The sequence below is a fragment of the Nesterenkonia ebinurensis genome, from assembly GCF_008711175.1.
GTDB lineage: Bacteria > Actinomycetota > Actinomycetes > Actinomycetales > Micrococcaceae > Nesterenkonia > Nesterenkonia ebinurensis.
The window spans coordinates 365,276-383,669 of the sequence record NZ_VWNF01000011.1; the positions used below are offsets into that span (position 1 = coordinate 365,276).

The 18,394-nt window shown below is 61.9% G+C and carries 17 protein-coding genes; 6 read left to right on the forward strand and 11 right to left on the reverse strand.

Features of this window, described 5'->3' with window-relative positions; all coding sequences use genetic code 11:
• Positions 1 to 128: 128 nt before the first annotated feature.
• Both F0311_RS05530 and F0311_RS05535 read right to left on the reverse strand, forming a co-directional pair.
• On the reverse strand, positions 129 to 941 hold the full coding sequence (locus tag F0311_RS05530; protein WP_150460934.1) for an enoyl-CoA hydratase/isomerase family protein: 813 nt from the start codon (positions 939 to 941) through the stop codon (positions 129 to 131).
• Positions 938 to 2,155: a CaiB/BaiF CoA transferase family protein gene (locus tag F0311_RS05535; protein WP_150460935.1), complete on the reverse strand. Its 1,218-nt coding sequence runs from the start codon at positions 2,153 to 2,155 to the stop codon at positions 938 to 940. Before F0311_RS05535 ends, F0311_RS05530 begins: the two co-directional genes overlap by 4 nt.
• 284 nt (positions 2,156 to 2,439) lie before the next feature.
• Between F0311_RS05535 and F0311_RS05540 the strand changes: the two genes are divergently transcribed.
• From F0311_RS05540 to F0311_RS05560, 5 genes are all read left to right on the forward strand, one after another.
• Positions 2,440 to 3,411, forward strand: coding sequence for a Bug family tripartite tricarboxylate transporter substrate binding protein (locus tag F0311_RS05540; RefSeq protein ID WP_150460936.1), 972 nt, complete (start codon positions 2,440 to 2,442; stop codon positions 3,409 to 3,411).
• Between the two features lie 38 nt (positions 3,412 to 3,449).
• Complete coding sequence (locus tag F0311_RS05545) at positions 3,450 to 3,992, forward strand: tripartite tricarboxylate transporter TctB family protein (protein WP_150460937.1); 543 nt, start codon at positions 3,450 to 3,452, stop codon at positions 3,990 to 3,992.
• 23 nt (positions 3,993 to 4,015) lie between these two features.
• The gene (locus tag F0311_RS05550) at positions 4,016 to 5,530 is read left to right on the forward strand and encodes a tripartite tricarboxylate transporter permease (RefSeq protein ID WP_150460938.1); all 1,515 of its coding nucleotides are present in this window, start codon (positions 4,016 to 4,018) and stop codon (positions 5,528 to 5,530) included.
• A 43-nt stretch (positions 5,531 to 5,573) separates the two neighbouring features.
• Positions 5,574 to 6,320 carry an IclR family transcriptional regulator gene (locus tag F0311_RS05555; protein ID WP_150460939.1) on the forward strand — a complete coding sequence of 249 codons (747 nt, stop codon included), beginning with the start codon at positions 5,574 to 5,576 and terminating at the stop codon, positions 6,318 to 6,320.
• A 75-nt stretch (positions 6,321 to 6,395) separates the two neighbouring features.
• Entirely contained in the window at positions 6,396 to 7,223 is an 828-nt protein-coding gene (locus F0311_RS05560) for a M15 family metallopeptidase (RefSeq protein WP_150460940.1), read from the forward strand.
• A 3-nt stretch (positions 7,224 to 7,226) separates the two neighbouring features.
• On the opposite strand, the gene F0311_RS05565 is transcribed toward F0311_RS05560, so the two are convergent.
• Positions 7,227 to 7,658 carry a hypothetical protein gene (locus tag F0311_RS05565; RefSeq protein ID WP_150460941.1) on the reverse strand — a complete coding sequence of 144 codons (432 nt, stop codon included), beginning with the start codon at positions 7,656 to 7,658 and terminating at the stop codon, positions 7,227 to 7,229.
• A gap of 15 nt (positions 7,659 to 7,673) precedes the next feature.
• On the reverse strand, positions 7,674 to 8,120 hold the full coding sequence (locus tag F0311_RS05570) for a hypothetical protein (protein WP_150460942.1): 447 nt from the start codon (positions 8,118 to 8,120) through the stop codon (positions 7,674 to 7,676).
• Positions 8,121 to 8,503: 383 nt separating this feature from the next.
• Here F0311_RS05570 and F0311_RS05575 point away from each other — a divergent pair, with 383 nt between their 5' ends.
• Positions 8,504 to 10,102, forward strand: a complete 1,599-nt coding sequence (locus tag F0311_RS05575; protein ID WP_150460943.1) for an HNH endonuclease — start codon at positions 8,504 to 8,506, stop codon at positions 10,100 to 10,102.
• A gap of 248 nt (positions 10,103 to 10,350) precedes the next feature.
• Here the strand turns inward: F0311_RS05575 and glmM are convergent, their stop codons facing one another.
• From glmM to F0311_RS05610, 7 genes are all read right to left on the reverse strand, one after another.
• Entirely contained in the window at positions 10,351 to 11,703 is a 1,353-nt protein-coding gene (glmM, locus tag F0311_RS05580; protein ID WP_150460944.1) for a phosphoglucosamine mutase, read from the reverse strand.
• A 165-nt stretch (positions 11,704 to 11,868) separates the two neighbouring features.
• Positions 11,869 to 12,375 (reverse strand): 30S ribosomal protein S9, encoded by a 507-nt coding sequence (gene rpsI, locus F0311_RS05585; RefSeq protein WP_150460945.1) that lies wholly within the window; start codon positions 12,373 to 12,375, stop codon positions 11,869 to 11,871.
• Between the two features lie 38 nt (positions 12,376 to 12,413).
• Positions 12,414 to 12,857, reverse strand: coding sequence for a 50S ribosomal protein L13 (gene rplM, locus F0311_RS05590; protein ID WP_150460946.1), 444 nt, complete (start codon positions 12,855 to 12,857; stop codon positions 12,414 to 12,416).
• Positions 12,858 to 13,103: 246 nt separating this feature from the next.
• A complete protein-coding gene (locus F0311_RS05595; protein ID WP_150460947.1) occupies positions 13,104 to 14,258 on the reverse strand; it encodes a mannitol-1-phosphate 5-dehydrogenase in 1,155 nt (384 codons plus the stop codon).
• Positions 14,255 to 16,279: a PTS mannitol transporter subunit IICBA gene (locus F0311_RS05600; protein WP_150460948.1), complete on the reverse strand. Its 2,025-nt coding sequence runs from the start codon at positions 16,277 to 16,279 to the stop codon at positions 14,255 to 14,257. The genes F0311_RS05595 and F0311_RS05600 overlap by 4 nt, the downstream gene beginning before the upstream one ends.
• Before the next feature lie 30 nt (positions 16,280 to 16,309).
• Positions 16,310 to 17,992, reverse strand: coding sequence for a phosphoenolpyruvate--protein phosphotransferase (gene ptsP / locus F0311_RS05605; protein ID WP_150460949.1), 1,683 nt, complete (start codon positions 17,990 to 17,992; stop codon positions 16,310 to 16,312).
• A gap of 5 nt (positions 17,993 to 17,997) precedes the next feature.
• Complete coding sequence (locus tag F0311_RS05610; protein ID WP_150460950.1) at positions 17,998 to 18,267, reverse strand: HPr family phosphocarrier protein; 270 nt, start codon at positions 18,265 to 18,267, stop codon at positions 17,998 to 18,000.
• Between the last annotated feature and the right edge of the window lie 127 nt (positions 18,268 to 18,394).

Consider the following 18,394-nt stretch of genomic DNA (forward strand, 5'->3'; position numbering starts at 1 on the left):
CGCCGACATGCTTCCACCCTCCAGGCCCCGCCCTCAAGCTGTTCCGGCGGCTGGGAAGTGTGGGAGTGCCCGCCGAAGACAACGTCGATCCGGGCTGATAAGTTCCGGTGGCGCGCAGGTTTTGGGCGTCACCCAGGAATCCAGGTGAATTGAGGGTCTTTCCGCTGACGGAAAGCCCGGATACCTATCTCGCTGTCCTCTCCCTCAATCATCTCAACCCAGCTGCGCGACCATAGTGGGTCCAGGTGCGCTTGCTGTGCGGAGGAGGCGTCTATGTATTCTTTCGTCTTAATCTGAGTAAAGCGGGAGCGTTTGAGAAGCACCTCCAGCAGTGCCGCGGCTTCCGTCTGAAACAGATCCTCGCTGATGACATCAGCAACCAGCCCGAGGCTCTGAGCCTGGTGAGCACTGAAGGTCTTGCCGGTCATCAGAATATATTTCGCACGGGCAGGGCCCACCTGCTGAACAAGGCGGTCCACTCCTGAGCGGGGGTAGAGGATCCCGATCTTCGCGGGTGTCACGGCGAACCGTGCATTCGAAGACGCGAAGATGAAGTCACAGGCTGACGCAATCTGCCAACCTCCTCCCATACATACTCCCTGAACCAGGGCCACCGTAGGTTTGGCAACTTGAGCAAGTGCCGCATCAGCCGCTGAGAAATGATCCGCATACTCGCCGTCGGGGGTGGGCTCAAAGAGGATAGAAGGCAGCTGATCGATGGAGGCTCCCGCGGAGAAGTCAGTGCCGTCGCCGCTGAGGGCGATGAGATCTGATGAAGGATCTTTGCTTAACGAATGCATCAGCTCCTTTAGCTCGAGGCACATGTGTCTTGTCAACGCATTTCGCTTCGATGGATTGCTGATGACAACATGAGCGACCCCGTCAGTGACCCTGCAGTGAATCGCCCCGTGACTAACGTGTGTGGAGCCCAAGGTGCTCATTTCTGCCCCACCAATCTCCCGGCTGGAGCGTGAACCAAGCCCCTGCTCTCCAACGCTGTAATCTCATCATCACTCAGCCCAATCTCTCTGAGAATCTCGACAGTATGTTCTCCCAGTTCCGGGGGCGGTGTCCGGACCTTCGCTGGAACGCCGTCGACGTTGATCGGTCCACGCAGGAGACTGAGCTGAGATCCGTCCGCTCGCTGCACCTCTTGGATCATCTGTAGGGCGGCGACTTGATCGGTGGCAAAGGCTTCGCTGTAGGTATAGATCGGGCCGCAGGGAATGCCCAACCCACGGATATCCTCCACCCAGGCCTCCGCATTGCGCCGTCCTAGCTGCTCTTCGATCAACTGCTTGAGCTGCTCTCTGTTCTCTGATCTGGACTGGCCGCTCCGGAATCGTTGATCGGTCGCAAGTTCGGGTGAACCGATCAGCGCGGTAAAAGTTGCCCAGTCTTTATCATTCGCGACGGCCAGGGTGATAGGGACTGATCCTGTCTCAAACACCCCGTATGGCGTAATAGTGGGATGATCATTTCCTTGAGGCTCAGGGGCGGTGCCAAGACTCAGAGCACGCTGCCCTTGGAAGACCGAAAGAGCCAGTCCAGTCTCCAGAAGTGAGGTGGACATTTTGTTGGCCGAGGCACCGAGGTGCTTTCCCAGCAATGCCGTCACTACGTTGAAGGCATTGATCATGCCTGTGGTGATGTCAATGATAGAAACCCCGGTGCGGTAGGTGTGCTCCCGATCCGGTCCGGTGACTGATGTCAGTCCGCTCATGCCCTGAATCACCTGATCCAACCCAGCCATATCACGCAGCGGACCCACCTCTCCGAAACCCGAGATCGATGTCACTACCATCTCGGGATTGAGCTCTCGCAGAACCTCTTCGGACAGACCCATCTTGGCCAAAGTGCCCGGACGGAAGTTCTCGACTAGAACGTCCGCTGACTTCACCAACTTGTGAAGCAGGCCCTTAGCCTCATCGGAGTAGAGGTCCAGTGCAATGGAGCGCTTGTTCCGGTTTGTGGAGTCAAAGTAGAGACTGTGTTCCTGTTGGAACGGTGGCCACTGACGCGCCGTATCACCGCCTCGGATGCTCTCCACTTTGACCACATCAGCACCCATGTCCGCCAGCAGAGCTGTGCAGTAGGGCCCCGCGAGCGCACGGCTGAGGTCAAGAACCCGAACCGCAGACAGAGGTAAGTTCATATTTCCCTTTCGCTGATTGAGACGGAATACCGCGATACTGGCGACGCATTCACGCCGAACAATCGGTTCATCTAGTGAACCAACGGATCATTTATTGATATTAGAAGTAAGCTACATCACTACTTTTAGATGAGGCAAGCACGGTTATCCGCGAGATTGGGGATTGATTCCAGTATTTCTGTGGTGTACGTTACATTCGTCCTACTAAAATGAGCCAATGGTTCATCAGATGAACCACTGTTTGGACATGATAAAGCTCACCCCGTCTGACCTAAGGAGTAATCATGAAGTCTTCTCTTGCGCGGCTCTGCGCCGGAGCAGGGATTGTCAGCCTGCTTACTGCGACCGCCTGCGGCGATGAAACCGGAGGAGATCCGGAATCATACCCGGAACAGGACATCGAGATTCTGGTCGGGTTCGGACCAGGAGGCGGCGCCGATGTCTTTGCCCGCCAAGTGGCTTCGATCGTGGAGGAGCAGAACAACGTCAGGGTCCAAGTGGTCAATATGGAGGGGGCCGGCGGCTCCAACGCCATCCGGGAGGCTGATAATCGCGCCTCCGACGGGTACACATGGGTCATCGATGTCTCCCTCGCAGCGCTTGCTGCACAAGGCGAGTTTGGCGACCCCGGATACGACTTTCTGCGACCGGTCGCCCGCTTCCAGGATGAGATCGTGCACGTGATGGTCGATCCCGAGCGGTACGAGAACTGGGATGAACTCGCTGAGCTGGCCGAAGAGGAAGAAATCCGTCTCGGTGGGGTGGGGGTTGGAGCCCAGGCGGACATTGCCACTATGGAGCTGGCCGCCGAAAGCGGCCTGAACATCTCCTACGTGCCGTTTGACGGAGCTGGAGAGCTGTTGGCCGCCCTACTCAGCGGAAATGTCCATGGGGCTGCTGAGGAGATCGGGGCGTGGGTGGACCAGATTGAATCAGGAGAGGTGCTTCCAGTTCTCGCGATGAACGAGGACAGAATCGATGAGTTCGAGGACATCCCGACCTCTGTCGAGCATGGTTATGACGTGACCACCGGCGGAACCCGAGGAATCATGGTTCACTCTGACACGGAAGACGAGACCGTGCTCGCAATCGAAGAGCTTCTCCAGGATGTCTATGAGTCTGACGCGTACAAGGAACATGAGGAAGCCCAGTTCATCCACCTTCGCGAGGGGTGGCTGAACCACCAGGAGTACGAGGAGTTCATCGAGGAGCACTACCACCGAGTGTCCTCGCTGCTAGAGCAGACGGGCCAGTAGTGAGTCTCTCCTCCCTACCCACCACAGGCAGGTCGCATATGAAGCTCACCTTAAGTGGGCGAAGAGTCTCGATAGAGCCACTGGTATGGCTGGGGATCGGTGTAGCGGCGTTTGCTGCTGTCTTCGCAGGTGTCCCATCCTCTACAGCGACCGCTCTGCAGACGCCCCGGTTCTGGCCCGCAGCCGCAGCGATCATCATGATCATCGCAGGGCTCATCATCTCACTCTCTGCACTGAGGCATAGGCAGCAGCCTGCGCCCGAGGCAGGGGGCCAACCCTTCAGCTCCGCCCAGGAGTCTCATGAATTGGATTCGGAGGTTCTGCGCAAGCACAACCACCTCCTCCTGATTGTTATCATCGCCGGCTACGTTGCGGTCCTCCCCTACCTCGGCTACGTAGTCGCCACCTTGGTCATGGCCTGGGTGCTTGCCTGGACCATAGGTGTCCGAAAAGTTCTCTCGGCCACACTGGCCAGCATCACCTACGTAGCCCTTACCACAGTGATCTTCGGGGTGCTGATGAACGTACCCCTTCCTCGAGGGCGTGGGCCCTTCGTCGACATCAGCGCGTTCTTCTTCTAGTTCAAGGAAAGTAGCCACTAATCATGGAACTTCTATCGTCTGTCGCAGAGGGGTTTTCAGCTCTGCTGAGTCTGGAAAACCTGTTGATCCTCTTCTTGGCGACGCTGGTCGGCTTGTTGGGCGGGGTCATTCCTGGCGTCAGCGGCCCCATGATGGTCGTGGTGTTCCTGCCAATCACCTACGCCTTCGAACCGACGCAGGCATTCATCCTTCTCACGGTGATCTACGCTGCCTCGGTCTACGGAGGGATGGTCACAGCGATCCTATTTAGGGCCCCCGGTACTCCAGAGTCCTCGATGACTGTCCTCGACGGATATGCAATGGCGCAGAAAGGACAGGCTGGACGAGCCCTGGGAGTGGGAATACTTGCCTCCGGCACCGGCGCCATCATCGCGACCTTGGCCATGATATTGCTGACTCCCCCACTGGCAGCACTGGCTATGAACTTCTCCTCCGCTGAGTTCTTCGCCATTGCCCTGTTGGGGCTGTCCATCGTCGCTTCCTTGTCTTCCGGCCAGGTGTCCAAGGGAATCTTCGGCGTCGGTTTCGGCATGCTGCTGGCAACTATTGGAAACGATCCGATGACAGCCACTCAGCGGATGACTTTCGATGTGGCTGATCTCGGCGCAGGTCTGGAGCTCATTCCGGTGATGATCGGGCTCTTCGCTATTCCAGAGGTTCTTCGTCGATCCCGTCTGGACACCAAGATCAAGTTCAACACTGCTTACGGAAAAGTTGAGGTCTGGAGCAGGCGCAACCTCAGATCAGTCGGACCGACTATGGGACGTTCCGGAGTAATCGGCACCGGCATCGGCATCCTCCCCGGCGCTGGAGCAGTGACAGCTGCGATTCTCGGCTACACACAGGCAGTACGGTTCAGCCGTGACAAGTCTCAGTTCGGCAAAGGGGATCCCCGCGGTGTCGCAGGTCCGGAGAGCGCTAACAATGCCGGGGCTGTGGGCTCTCTGGTCCCTCTGTTCGCACTGGGCATCCCTGGGAGTGCCACCACGGCAATTCTGATCGGGGCTTTCATCCTCCACGGCTTCCAGCCGGGGCCCAATCTTATGACCACACAGTCAACGTTCGTCTACACCATCTTTGCGGCCATACTCGTGGCGAATATCCTCGCCCTCATCTTTGCCAAGCCGCTAATCCGCGTGCTCATCAACGTACTCAACATTCCCTACGCACTGCTCGGACCGGCAATTGTCATCTTCTGCATCATCGGTTCCTACAGCCTGCGAAACTCTGTCTTCGACGTATGGGTAATGCTGCTCTTCGGCATCATCGGCTACATCCTTATGAAGTACAACTTCCCTGTGGGCACGATCGTGCTGGGATTCGTCCTCGGCCCCATCGCCGAATCAAGCTTTCGCCGGGCTCTGATGATGTCCGGTGGCGACGTCACAGTGTTCTTCACCAGACCAATCTCCCTAACCATCATCTTGATCGCTGTTGCTATTCTCGTCTATCCCCTACTCAAACCGCTAGCGCTACAGGTTCTCAAGCCCAAGGCCTCAACTGGTCTGGACGCATGAGGAATCTGTTAGGTTGTGGGACAGCGACGGCAAGGAGCACATCATGAGCACACGGAGCGTCACCACAGCCATACATGTACTGGAAGCGGTCGCAGAGCTTCAGCCGGTCGGGCTTTCGGAGCTGAGCAGGGCGGTTGAGGTGCCGAAGGCAACAGTCCAACGAGTCCTAGTCACCTTGGAAGAACTCCAATGGATTGAACGGGCCGAGCGTGACGGCGGAAAATGGTCCATCGCAGTTCACGCCTATGCGGTCACCAGCCGCGGAAGCAGCGGTTCTCGCATTCGCGACGTGGCCATCGGCCCCCTGAGCGCCCTGCAGCTCGAAACAGGAGAGACAATCCATCTTGCAGTGCCCGATGAGCTCCGAATGGTGGTCATCGAACGTCTGGACACCCCCCATGTGCTTCGTGCTTTCTTAGCCCTCGGCTCACGGATCCCGATGCACGCCTCCGCCACAGGACTCACCTTTCTGGCGCATTCCTCGGAGGAGTTTGTCCGTGCCTATCTCCAGCATCCGCTGGCAGCGTCCACCCCCGACACCATGGTCCACCCCCAAGAGGTACAGGCCGAACTTAAGGCGATTCGCTCGCGAGGCTACTCCATCAACCCCGGCGGCCTCAGCTCAGGGATCACCGCCATCGGCGCCGCACTCATCAGCCGGGAGCTGGGACCTGTAGGGTCCATCTCTGTGTCCGGCCCCTCCAGCCGGATAACGCCTGATAAGTTCCAGGAGTACGGTACCGCGGTGGCTGCCACGGCTCGTCAGATCAGCATGGCCCTCCCAGGCTAGCGTTCAGGCCCCGGGCGACTGGCGGAGTTCTCAGCACAGGGCTGACCCGACTCTGCCATCCGGTAATCTGAATCGATGCGTCTGTTCCGTCCAGTTTCGGTGACACTAGTCGCTGCCGTGCTGCTCGTAGCCTGCGACGCTGACGGGCCCATTACCAGTCCCTCAGCCCCTGACCAGTCCCGCCACAGCACCCTCGCTTCCGAGGATCCCGGGGGGCCCAGCGAGGCTGAACCAGACCGCAGCACAGAGACCCATCCTGATGAAGACACTGAGGAAAGACCTGTGAGTGAGGCCTCCGCTGATCCGAATTCGATCCATGTGCTGGTGAACAAACGCAACCCCCTGGATCCGCTGGACTACGCGCCCTCGGACCTGGTGACCCCGGAGGTTGCCCTGCACGGTCCTCAGGAGGCTATGCAGCTGCGGGCTGAGCCCGCTGAGGCTCTGGAAGAACTGTTCGCCGCCGCTGATCAGGAGGGACACTCTCTGAGCATGATCAGCGGATACCGCTCCTACGACTACCAGGTGCAGGTCTACGACCAGCACGTTGCGGCCAACGGCCATGAGGCTGCGGACCGGATAAGCGCCCGGCCCGGACATTCGGAACATCAGACCGGGCTGGCGGTGGACATCGACACTCCGAACGCCGCGGAGACCACCTTGAACCAAGCATTCGGGGACACCCCAGAGGGCCAGTGGGTCGCGGAGAATTCCCATGAGTTCGGGTTCATCATCCGTTATCCCCAAGGGGCGGAGGAGATCACTGGGTTCAGCTACGAGCCCTGGCACCTGCGCTATGTGGGCCGGGAGACTGCCCGCGACGTCGTCGAACGTGACCTGACCTTGGAGCAGTACTGGGACCAGCCCCCGGCCCCTGACTACCTGGACTCCGAGGGCGGGTGAGTCTCAGCTCCAGCGCCCCAGATCAGGAAGTACGGCTGGGTCGAGGGGCCCTTCGATGGTGATGATCACCACCGGTGATTCAGGGGCGAGGTCCGTCAGCGCGTGGAACCGGTGGTTCCCGTCCAGCAGCAGCGCCCCCTCAGGCAACCGATAGGCCAGCAGGGCCATGAGGTAATCAGGAATTTCATTCCTCTTCAGGGGATAGAGTTCGTTCTCCACCACATGAGCCATGGTGTGGCATGTCGCACCCGGGTCGCCGTAGCTGGAGAATTCAGTGCCGTTGAAGAACCAGGGGGGCGAGATGCGGCGGGCCGCATCGCCGACGCTGGTGACCTCAGTCGTGATGAGCGGGTCACTCTCCGCAAGGCGCTCTCGGTCCAGTTGCACACGAATCTCCCCTGTGGTGAGGAGCTGGGGAAGATGACTCAAGCGCATGGTGCGCCCAGACTACTACTGCTGCTGCTGGTCAGGGTTCTCGATGAATGTCAGCTCGGCATCGATTTCTTTGAGCGCCTTCTTAATGAAGCTTCGTATCCGACGGATGTCGGCGATCTCACCAGCAGATGCGGTACGGCTCCCCTGCAGAATCTCCAGCCGGATTCCTTCGATGCGCTTGACACCGAGCACAGCCCCTTCCACGAGTTTCCATCGCTTGGCTGGCAGTACTTTGGCCAGTGTTGCCGAGTGGTTCTCGTAGCCCTCTGTGGGCAGCGGGTCACGCTCAGGGCCCCAGGTGCCGTCATTGGCCACATGCTCGGTCACTGCAATGACCTTGTGCAGATCCATGCACAGCAGTCGGAGACCGGCCTTGCGTGAATAACGGTCTGAACGGATCTCCTTCATCCACTCGGCCAGAAGAATGATCAGTCCTCCGATCACCACTCCGACCAGACCCATGATGCCACTCTGCATTGCTTCTGCTTTCGTTCGTACTCAGCGGGCGCATTAAGCGCTCCTTTCTCAGGAGACTCTAGCGGAGGGGGACTCTCAGAAGCACGTCATCTGTCCAGTCTAGACTGACGATTTTGCCGTCCGTCCGGAACTGCGCCGGATAACCCTGCACGGCCACGGTGGGACCATGTGCTCATGGGTGCGATGCTCATCCTGATGACGGACGACGCCGGCTCAGCACGTTCGGACATTCAGCATCTCCGTGCCTGCCTCTAGACTGGAACACAAGAAATACCAAAACAAATCAAAGCAGTTAAAACACATATATAATCGAGGATATATACCCATAAATCCTAGAAAAGTGACCCAAACCACGATAGAATAGATCCATGAGCACTCAACCCACCACAGCCCCACTGACACCCCGGAGCGCCAGCAGATGCGCTCCGGTGCTGCCTGAGGCTTATGCCTACCTGGTCCGGGAACCGGAGTTGACTGCGGCGTGGCAGGAAGAGGTGCTCATCCGGCAGGCGGAGGCTCGGAAGGTGCAGCTCCTGCTGGACTACCGGGAACGCCGGGCGGCAGAGCAGCAGCCGAAGCACACGTTCAGCCGGGAAGCAGTGGTCAGGGCTGTGCACCGTGAAGCCGCCCTGATGCTGGGAGTCACTGAGCATCAGGTGCGCCGGATACTCACCACCGCTGAAACAGCCCAGAAATGGCTGCCCGGGGTCTGGGAGGCCTACCAAGCTGGCCGGGTGGATCTTGCCAGAGTGGAGAAGGTCGCTGATGGGGCCGGGGATCTGATCGAGACCAACACGGGTAAGCCTGAGGTGCAGCGGGAGCTTACAGGTGCCCTCGATGGCAAGTTCGCGCAGGCCGTTGTCGGGGAGAATCCGAACACTCTGGCCCGGATGGTCCGCGATACCGTCGCCGAGCTGGATACCGCGGGGCATCAGCGCCGGTATGATCGGGCGAAGACCAAACGCTATGTCTCCTTCATCCATCACGACGACGGGATGTCCACCCTCAAAGCCCTGCTGCCCAGCGTGGTGCTAGGTCCCTTGGAGCAACAACTGCACACCACAGCAGCCACCGCGCCCCGGAAGGCCAAAAACACTGAAGGTGAGGTGCAGGAGGCCACCTACTACAACCGGATGGCCGACACCCTAGCTGCTTGGTTGACCGCCGGGGTGCAGACCTGCAACGCTGAATCTGGAAACGGCGGCCCTCGCTCAGAGACTAAGCTTCGGGCACCTGCCCGGGCTGGGACGGGTATCAATATCACCATCCCCCTGGCCACCCTCACCGGGGCCTGTGATGCCCCTGTAGTCAGCACTGATGGGCGGTTCATCCTGCCCGCCGAGGAAGCGCGTCACATCGCCAACAACCCGGAAGCCGGCAACACCTACTACCTCACCGGCACGAAGACTACTCCTGAGGGTAAGCAGAAGCCGGTGCGGATCGTGAAGCTCGGGGCCGCTAACCCTCTCACCGGGACGGTGCCGGCCGCCAGCAGCACAGGGGCTGACCCCACTGACCAAGCGGATAACAGTACCGCCCAGGGGGTGACCACGGAGCTGGTCAACCAACTGATCAGCAATCCGAACCTCCTGGAGGCTGAGTCCTCTGCCTGGTTCGTCACCGGGAACCTCCGTACTGCTGTGCTGCTGCGGGACGGTGTTTGCCAGGTCCACGGGTGCACCGAACCCGGTTTCCGATCCGACATCGACCACAAAACACCCCATAAGACCGGCGGAGCCACCAGCGCAGAGAACACCCAGGTCCTCTGCCATATCCATCACGAGCTCAAAAGCCACCAGCTGCTCCCCGAGCTGGGGGCCGGTACCGATCCACGCGAGCAGGCTTCCCCCGAACCAGGGCCAGCCGCCCGAGAAAGGGCCAACCCGGCTCAGCGGACACCGGATCCACCATCAGACTGGACCCGCCGCGATACCCCGCACGAATGGGCCACCGGCGGGGCAGCCTAGCCAGAACACTGACCCCACCGCTTCCCCAGCCCCCACAGAAGGAGGTGTGAAGACCAAGCCCCTGCCGCGGCAGGCACGGGCACGCAGCTTGACAACTCAATAGCGCCCTGTGCACTCAACGCAGACTCCTCCGGCACTCGCGGTAGCAGTGGCACCCAACCCGCCCAGGCCATGCCGATAAGTCGAGAGCTGAGCATCTGCCGTGCCTGTCTGCTCTGCTCCTGGCCGGGGAGCGTCTCAAGGCATACTCAGAGGGCCAGTTCGGTCTTGACGATCTCAGCCAGAGTTTGGGACTCGGCTTGGGCCAGATCGGCGGTGGCGGCTTCGACCATCACCCGCACCACCGGCTCAGTACCTGAGGGACGCAGCAGCACCCGGCCGGACTCGCCCAGCCTGACTTCTGCGGCGGCCACCGCCTCCTGAACACCCTGGTGCGTCTTGACCTTGGCCTTGTCCACCCCCTGGACGTTGATCAGCACCTGCGGCAGCCGGGTCATCGCCTCAGCAGCCAGAACATGCAGGCTCTTGCCAGTGGAGGCGACCCGAGCCGCCAGCTGCAGACCAGTCAGCACACCATCACCGGTGGTCGCATAATCGGAGAAGATCAGATGCCCTGACTGCTCCCCACCCAACGAATATCCCCCGGTGCGCATCGCCTCAAGCACATACCGGTCACCGACCGCGGTCTCCACCAGCTGGATCCCAGCGGCAGCCATGCCCAGCTTAAGCCCCAGGTTGGACATCACCGTGACCACCAAAGTGTCATCGACCAGAGTCCGGGACTCCTTCAGTGCAAGAGCCAGAACACCCATGATCTGGTCCCCATCAACCACCGCCCCGGTGTGATCCACCGCTAGGCACCGGTCAGCATCACCGTCATGTGCAATGCCCAAATCAGCGCCATTGGCCACTACTGCCTCCTGCAGCGGCCCCAAATGCGTGGACCCGTAGCCTTCGTTGATGTTCAGCCCATCAGGCTCAGCACCAATCACCACCACCTGCGCCCCGGCCGCAGCGAAAGCCTCTGGCGAACACCCACTGGCCGCCCCATGGGCACAGTCCAGCACAATCTTCAGACCCTTCAGAGAGACCCCGCCCAGGGACTGCAGCAGGTGGACCACATACCGGTCCTCAGCATCGGAGAATCTCTTGACCCGCCCCACCTCAGCACCCACCGGCAGCAGGGGCGCTTCAGCCATCTGAGCCTCGATCTCATCCTCGACCGCATCATCGAGCTTGTGTCCGCCCGCCCCAAGGAACTTGATCCCGTTATCCGGGGCCGGGTTATGCGAGGCAGAGATCATCACCCCGAAATCAGCCTCGAAGTCCGCCACCAGGAATGCGGCAGCAGGGGTAGGCAGCACACCGGCATCCATTACATCCACACCAGAGGACGCCAACCCCGCCTCCACTGCTGCAGAGAGAAACTCACCGGAGACGCGGGGATCACGAGCCACCACCGCTACAGGCCGACGCTCAACAAGACTACGACGATGCCCCAGCACCACTGCAGCGGCCTGGGAGAGACGAAGAGCGAGGTCAGCGGTGAGCAAGCCGTTGGCCTGACCCCGGACCCCATCGGTTCCGAACAATCTGGTCATATTGGAAGTGAGTCTAGCGGCCCAAAAAGGAAATGCCCTGCCCAGGGGCCCGGGCAGGGCATTTCGGTACAGAGTTGTAACTCTGCGAAGCGGCAGAGTGCCTGGCTCTCGGTTGACGCCTTAGCGAGCAGCGCAATAGGCGAGAAATTGAGAGCCGCGCCTCCTTTAACGCTTGGAGTACTGCGGAGCCTTACGGGCCTTCTTGAGGCCGGCCTTCTTCCGCTCCACCGCACGAGCGTCGCGAGTCAGGAAGCCTGCCTTCTTCAGCGCCGGGCGGTTGTGATCGCGGTCGATGCCGTTCAGCGCCCGGGAGATGCCCAGGCGCAGAGCACCGGCCTGGCCGGAGGGGCCGCCGCCGTCAATGCGGGCAATAACGTCATAGCTGCCGGCCAGTCCGAGCAGGGTGAAGGGGTCGTTGACCTCCTGCTGATGCAGCTTGTTCGGGAAGTAGTCCTCCAGGCTGCGGCCGTTGATGGTCCACTGGCCGGTGCCGGGGATGATCCGGACCCGGGCTCGGGCGCGCTTGCGGCGGCCGATGGCAGCACCGGGAACGGTGAGCGGGGCGCGCTCAGTAGTGTTGGCGGCGTCCTCAGCTGCAGGTGCGGACTCCGAGGTGTAGCTGGTCAGCTCCTCGGCGGTTTCTTCAATGAGCTCTTCAGTATTCTGAGCCACGGTTCTCCTAAAAGTCTTCTAGAGTGTCGCAGCCCGAACTACTGGGCAACCTGGGCGATCTCGAACGGCTGGGGCTGCTGGGCGGCGTGCGGGTGCTCGCTGCCTGCGTAGACGCGCAGCTTCTTCAGCTGTGCGGCGCCGAGCTTATTGTGCGGAAGCATGCCCTTGACGGCCTGCTCCACAGCTCGGGTGGGGTAACGCTCCACCATCTGCTCAAAGGTGATGGACTTGATACCGCCCGGGAAGCCGGAGTGGCGGTAGTAGGTCTTCTTGGCGGCCTTATCGCCGGTGACGGCGACCTTCTCCGCGTTGATGATGATGACAAAGTCGCCCATGTCCTGGTGGGGGGCGAAGGTCGGCTTGTGCTTGCCGCGCAGCAGCTGGGCTGCGTGGGAGGCCAGTCGGCCAAGCACCACGTCAGTGGCGTCAATGATGTGCCACTGCGGGTCGGCGTCGCCTTCTTTGGGGGTGTACGTACGCACGGTTGGTATGCCTTACGGTCGATGTTCTACGGTTCACGCAGCATCGTCGGCAGAGTGTGAGATGCACTGCCGTGACGCGCGTGATGCACTGTCTTACTTGCTAGCACGCTGCCCGATTCCCGGGTGAGGGCCGGGATGATTCGGGGCCCGTTGTCTCCCGCGAGGTTCGTGGAGGCTGCGTGGCCATGCAACTGGACCGCCTCGACACGAATCCAGGCAGGTCTGGACACGCACAACAGCAGCCAACTATACGGCATGGACGACGACGCCGGCAACCTGGGCAAACAGCGGGTGCTCAGGTGTCAGCCCAGTGACCTCTGTGGTGAAGTCCTCAGGAGTCAGGTCTCCGGAGCGGATAGCGGACAACTTGGCCTGCAACTCAACCGACTGCTCGTCCTCGGGCAGGTCGAAGTGCAGGGCTGCCCCGATGGCGGTCAGCAGCCCGTCCACGGAAAGCCCCCGCTCAGCGGCCTGGGCGGCCGGACCGATGAACCGCTCCCCGGCAGAGAGCTTGCGCAGCGGCTGGCGGCCCACCCGGGCGGTGGTGTCCGGCAGTGCGGGGTTGCGGAACCGCTCCAGGATGATCTCCCGGTAGCTGGCCATCTCCGCAGCGCTGAACCCGTGTTTGGCCACCAGCATGGCGGAGGTCTCCTCCAGGGCGGTCTGCACTCCGGCATGCACCTGAGCATCGGCCAATGCGGCAGCAATGGTGTCCAGTCCTGCCGTGTGGCCCAAGTAGGCGGCGGTGGCATGGCCGGTGTTGACTGTGAACAGCTTGCGCTCAATGTAGGGACCCAGATCCTCCACAAAATGCGCGCCGGGAATTTTCGGCAGCTTCCCGCCGAAGGGCCCGGACTCGATGGCCCACTCGTAGAAGGGTTCCACGGTGACGTCGATCCCGATCGGGGCCACCTGGCCGGGTACGATCCGGTCCACTGCAGTATTGGCGAAGACCGCCCGCTGCTGCAGCTGGTCCCAGTCTTCGCCGGCCAGGCGCTGGATCTCAGCCTTCAGGGTATCGGTGGCTCCCACCGCGTTCTCGCAGGCCATCACCTGCAGCGGGGCAGCGCCTGCTTCCCGCTGCCTCAGTCCGGCCAGCACATGGGGGGCGATGAACTTCAGGATGGTGGGCCCCACTGCGGTGGTGACCACATCGGCAGAGGCCACCTCGGCGGCCACCGCTTCCGGGTCGGTGGCGGAGTTCACTGCCCGGAACCCGGTGACCTCCCTATCCTCACCCCCAAGGCCTACCTCATGGACGGTATAGGAGTCGGCAGCGTTGATCGAGTCGACCAGCGGGGCGGCGACATCTGAGAACACCAGTTCGTATCCGCCGGCGTGCAGCAGCACTCCTACGAATCCGCGGCCGATGTTCCCCGCGCCGAAGTGAACAGCCTTCACGAGTTCACCGTGTTGAGCAACTCGTACAGCTCCGCCTCAGTGGAGACGGCCTTCAGCTCGGCCACCTTGGCCTCATCGGCGAATAGCTCGGCGATCTTGGACAGGATCTGCAGGTGCTCATCGCCGACCCCGGCGATGCCGATCACAAAGGTCACCTGGTCTCCGGACCAGTCCACCCCGCCGTCATAGCGGACCACGGAGAGCGCACTGGCCTTGATGGCGCCCTTGGACTCATTGGTGCCGTGCGGGATGGCCAGTTCATTGCCCATAAAGGTGGAGACAGTGGCCTCGCGGTCCCGCATGGCCTGCAGGTAGTCCTCGCTGACCGCGCCGGCGGAGAACAGAATCTCGTTGGCCTCGGCCAGTGCCTGGTCCTGGGTGACGGCCCCGGAGTGGATCCGGATCCGCTCCTTGGTGAGCACGGCTGTTTTGGTGGCCACTGCACCCTCGTCTTCAGGCGCGATGGCCGGCGTCGCCTGGGCAGCTTCGGTGCCCGCCGAGGCGTCGTCCTGACCACTGGTCTTCACCAGTTCCACCACCTCGTCGTACTCCGGGGCGTTCATGAAGTTGTCCACCGAGACATGGATGGCGCCCGGCTCCTTGGGGCGTGCCCGGTCAGTCAGCGTCTGCTGAGTGATCACCAGGTCGGCGTCGCCGGGCAGTGCTGCGATGGCCTTATTAGTGACATGCACATCCTCGATCCCGACTGAAGCCAGCTTCTTGCGCAGCACGGAGGCACCCATGGCGGAGGATCCCATCCCGGCGTCGCAGGCGAAGTAGATGGTGGAGATCCGCTGCGCAGCTGCGGCCGGGACATTGGCAGCGCCGGCGGCCAGGTTGGAGAGGTGGGCGGATTTCTTGCCCTTAGCCGCCTCAGTCTTGGCCACGGCTGCCGAGAACTGGTCACTGCTCTCCAAGTCGCGTTTGCGGGAGGCCAGCAGGATCACCGAGGCGATGGCGAAGGAGACCGAGCAGGAGAGGATCACCGAGAGGATCACCCCGACGTAGCTGTCGGAGGCGGTCTGGATGACCACTGCGATGATCGAGCCGGGGGCGGCCGGGGCGCGCAGGCCGGCGTCGAAGATCAGGTTGGTGGTCACACCGGTGGCGCCGCCGGCCACCACAGCCAGCAGCAGGGCCGGCTTCATCAGCACGTAGGGGAAGTAGACCTCATGGATGCCGCCGACGAAGTGGATCAGGGCGGCGCCGGGGGCGGTGGCCTTTGCTGCGCCCACACCGAAGATGGTGAAGGCAAGCAGGACACCCAGGCCGGGTCCGGGGTTGGCCTCGAGCAGGAAGAGGATGGACTTACCGGCCTCGCCTGCTGCCTCGTTGCTGCCCAACGGGGTGAGCACACCGTGGTTGATGGCGTTGTTGAGGAAGAAGACCTTGGCCGGCTCAATCAGCAGCGAAGTCAGCGGCAGCAGACCGGACTCCACCAGGAAGCGTACTGCGTTACCGAGGACCTCCATGAGCCAGTTGATCGGCGGGGCCAATACGAAGAAGCCGACCACGGCCATGATGAAGGCCAGAATGCCGGCGGAAAACATGTTGACCAGCATTTCGAAGCCGGCCTTGATCTTGCCTTCCCAGAGGGAATCGAGCTTCTTCATGATCCAGGCCGAGAGCGGGCCCATGATCATTGCGCCGATGAACATGTGGATGGCCTCGTCGCCGAGCAGCCAGTCGGAGCCCACGATGGTGCCGAAGGTGGCCACTGCACCCACTACAGCGCCGCGCATCTGGTAGATCATCATGCCGCCCTGCACGGAGATGAGCACCGGCAGCAGGTAGTGGATCATCGGGCCGATTGTCTCCCCGAGTGCATCGGCCGGGGTCCAGGGCCCGTAGAACTCGTGGATGTTGACCACCACTGCGGTGATGATGCCCCAGGCGATCAGGGCTGGAATGACCGGCATGACCATGCCGGAGAGGAAGGAGCCGAATTTCTGGACCCCCACTCGGAAGCTCCCAGGCTGCTTCTGGTCAGCTGCTGTTGTTTCTGCTGGTGATGTTGACATGGTGCTTACCTTCTTTGGTTACCTTTTCAACTATTCGGCGGAGTGGGCGGCCGCGGTGGTGCGTGCGGCCTCAAGAGCCCCGGCTGCGTCGGGGGCAGAGAGCGCGGCTGCGGCGATGGCCTCGGCCTGCTCCTTGGTGTGGTGCAGCAGCTCGGCGCGAACATCGGCCAAGGCAGCTGGAGCCATGGACAGGGTGTGGACACCGAGACCCACCAGCACTACGGCCAGCAGCGGGTCGGCAGCTGCCTCGCCGCAGACACCGACTGGCTTGCCGGTGGCGGCGCCGGCGGCGCCGACCTCTTTGACCAACTTCAGCACCGCGGGGTGCCAGGGGTCCTGGAGTCCGGCCACCGAGCCGAGCAGTCGGTCAGCGGCCATCGTGTACTGGGTGAGGTCATTGGTGCCGATGGAGGCAAAATCGGAGATCTGAAGGATCTGTTCGGCCACCAGTGCGGAGGAAGGGACCTCCACCATCACTCCGGCGGTCTTCAGCCCGTGCTGGTGAGCAAATCGGGAGAAGATCTCAGCCTCCTCCACAGTGGAGACCATCGGAGCCATCACCCAGAGGTCTGCCTCAGTGGCTTCATGCGCTTCGGCTAGCGCGCTGAGCTGGTCGCGCAGGATCTCCTCGCTGGCCAATAGAGCACGTAGCCCGCGCAGGCCGAGTGCGGGGTTCTCCTCCTCGGCGTCGTTGAGGAAGGGCAGCGGCTTGTCCGCCCCGGCGTCCAGGGCACGGACCACCACCTTCTTGCCGGGGAAGGCCTGCAGCAGTTTGACGTAGGCCTCACGCTGCTCGGCTACCGAGGGAGCGGTGTCTGAGGAGAGGAACAGAAACTCGGTACGGAACAGGCCCACACCCTCAGCGCCCAGCTCCACCGCCTCAGCGGCATTCTCAGGGCTGCCCAGGTTAGCCAGCAGCGGGACCGGGGTACCGTCGGCCAGTGCGCCCTCGGTGATGGGCGCGGCCTGGGCGGCTCTGCGCTGCTCGATCCGAGCGGCGGCCTCATCTTTCTGCTCCTGGGAGGGGGCGAGGGTAACTGCCGAGTGAGCGGCGTCGACGATCACCTCATCACCGTCGGTAAGTTCAGCGGCCTCTTTCACCCCGACCACGGCGATGATGCCCTTGCCTCGGGCCAGGATAGCGGTGTGGCTGGTGGGCCCGCCTTCGATAGTGACCAGTGCCAGCACCTGGTTGAGATCGAGCAGGGCAGTATCGGCCGGGGCCAGATCCTGGGCCACCAGCACATAGGGGTGCCCTGGGTCCGGAACTCCGGGAGCCGGCTCGCCGCGAAGGGCGGCAACCACCCGGGCGGCGACGTCGTGCAGATCGGCGGCACGCTCACCGAGGTAGCCGCCAAGGGCCTGAAGCTGTTCGGCGACCTCTGCGAAGGCGGTGTGCACGGCGTACTCCGCAGTCTTGCCGGCAGCAAGCTTGGCGTCCACCGCCTCGGTGACGCTGGGGTCCTGGGCCATCATGACTTGGGCCTCCAACACCTCCTGAGCCTGGCCGCCGGCTGCCTCACCACGGGCGGTGAGGTCAGCGGACACAGCCTGGACTGCCTCGTTGACCCGGGCGGACTCCTGCTCCTGGTTCAGGGTGCTGGTGGCATCAGCAGGGGCGGCGGGCGGCGGAGACATGCGGGCCACCGGGCCCACTGCGATCCCCTGACCAATCCCTGTCCCCTTCATCGCGGACTGGGTTGCAGGCGGCATCAGGTTCAAGCCTCGTCGTGATCGGTCTTGAGGAACTCCTCGAGGGCGTCCAGAGCAGCCTCGGTGTTCTCGCCCTCAGCGGTGAGGACCACCTCGTCGCCCTTCTCCACACCCAGTGACATCACTCCGAGGATGGAGGCGGCATTGACTGACTTCTCCCCCTTGGCGAGGGTCATCTGGACTCCGGTGCCCTGAGCTGCTTCGACAAAGAGCTTGGCGGGACGGGCGTGCAGGCCGTGTGAGGAGCCTACCGTCACAGTGCGGGTTGCGGACATGGTGTTGCCTTCCGGTTGACAGATGTGTTGATTCGATTCTCCCGTGATGCGGCCCACATGGACACCCCCTGTGGCTCAGAGTTGTTTCCGCCCCTGCGGAAAGTTTGGGCTGTGCCATAGGGTGAGT

Bases quoted from the DNA above. Each gene is read 5' to 3' on its own strand.
- F0311_RS05530 (WP_150460934.1), bottom strand. From the start codon at position 941: ATGAGCACCTTGGGCTCCACACACGTTAGTCACGGGGCGATTCACTGC.
- F0311_RS05535 (WP_150460935.1), bottom strand. From the start codon at position 2,155: ATGAACTTACCTCTGTCTGCGGTTCGGGTTCTTGACCTCAGCCGTGCG.
- F0311_RS05540 (WP_150460936.1), top strand. From the start codon at position 2,440: ATGAAGTCTTCTCTTGCGCGGCTCTGCGCCGGAGCAGGGATTGTCAGC.
- F0311_RS05545 (WP_150460937.1), top strand. From the start codon at position 3,450: ATGAAGCTCACCTTAAGTGGGCGAAGAGTCTCGATAGAGCCACTGGTA.
- F0311_RS05550 (WP_150460938.1), top strand. From the start codon at position 4,016: ATGGAACTTCTATCGTCTGTCGCAGAGGGGTTTTCAGCTCTGCTGAGT.
- F0311_RS05555 (WP_150460939.1), top strand. From the start codon at position 5,574: ATGAGCACACGGAGCGTCACCACAGCCATACATGTACTGGAAGCGGTC.
- F0311_RS05560 (WP_150460940.1), top strand. From the start codon at position 6,396: ATGCGTCTGTTCCGTCCAGTTTCGGTGACACTAGTCGCTGCCGTGCTG.
- F0311_RS05565 (WP_150460941.1), bottom strand. From the start codon at position 7,658: ATGCGCTTGAGTCATCTTCCCCAGCTCCTCACCACAGGGGAGATTCGT.
- F0311_RS05570 (WP_150460942.1), bottom strand. From the start codon at position 8,120: ATGGGTCTGGTCGGAGTGGTGATCGGAGGACTGATCATTCTTCTGGCC.
- F0311_RS05575 (WP_150460943.1), top strand. From the start codon at position 8,504: ATGAGCACTCAACCCACCACAGCCCCACTGACACCCCGGAGCGCCAGC.
- glmM (WP_150460944.1), bottom strand. From the start codon at position 11,703: ATGACCAGATTGTTCGGAACCGATGGGGTCCGGGGTCAGGCCAACGGC.
- F0311_RS05600 (WP_150460948.1), bottom strand. From the start codon at position 16,279: ATGTCAACATCACCAGCAGAAACAACAGCAGCTGACCAGAAGCAGCCT.
- ptsP (WP_150460949.1), bottom strand. From the start codon at position 17,992: ATGCCGCCTGCAACCCAGTCCGCGATGAAGGGGACAGGGATTGGTCAG.
- F0311_RS05610 (WP_150460950.1), bottom strand. From the start codon at position 18,267: ATGTCCGCAACCCGCACTGTGACGGTAGGCTCCTCACACGGCCTGCAC.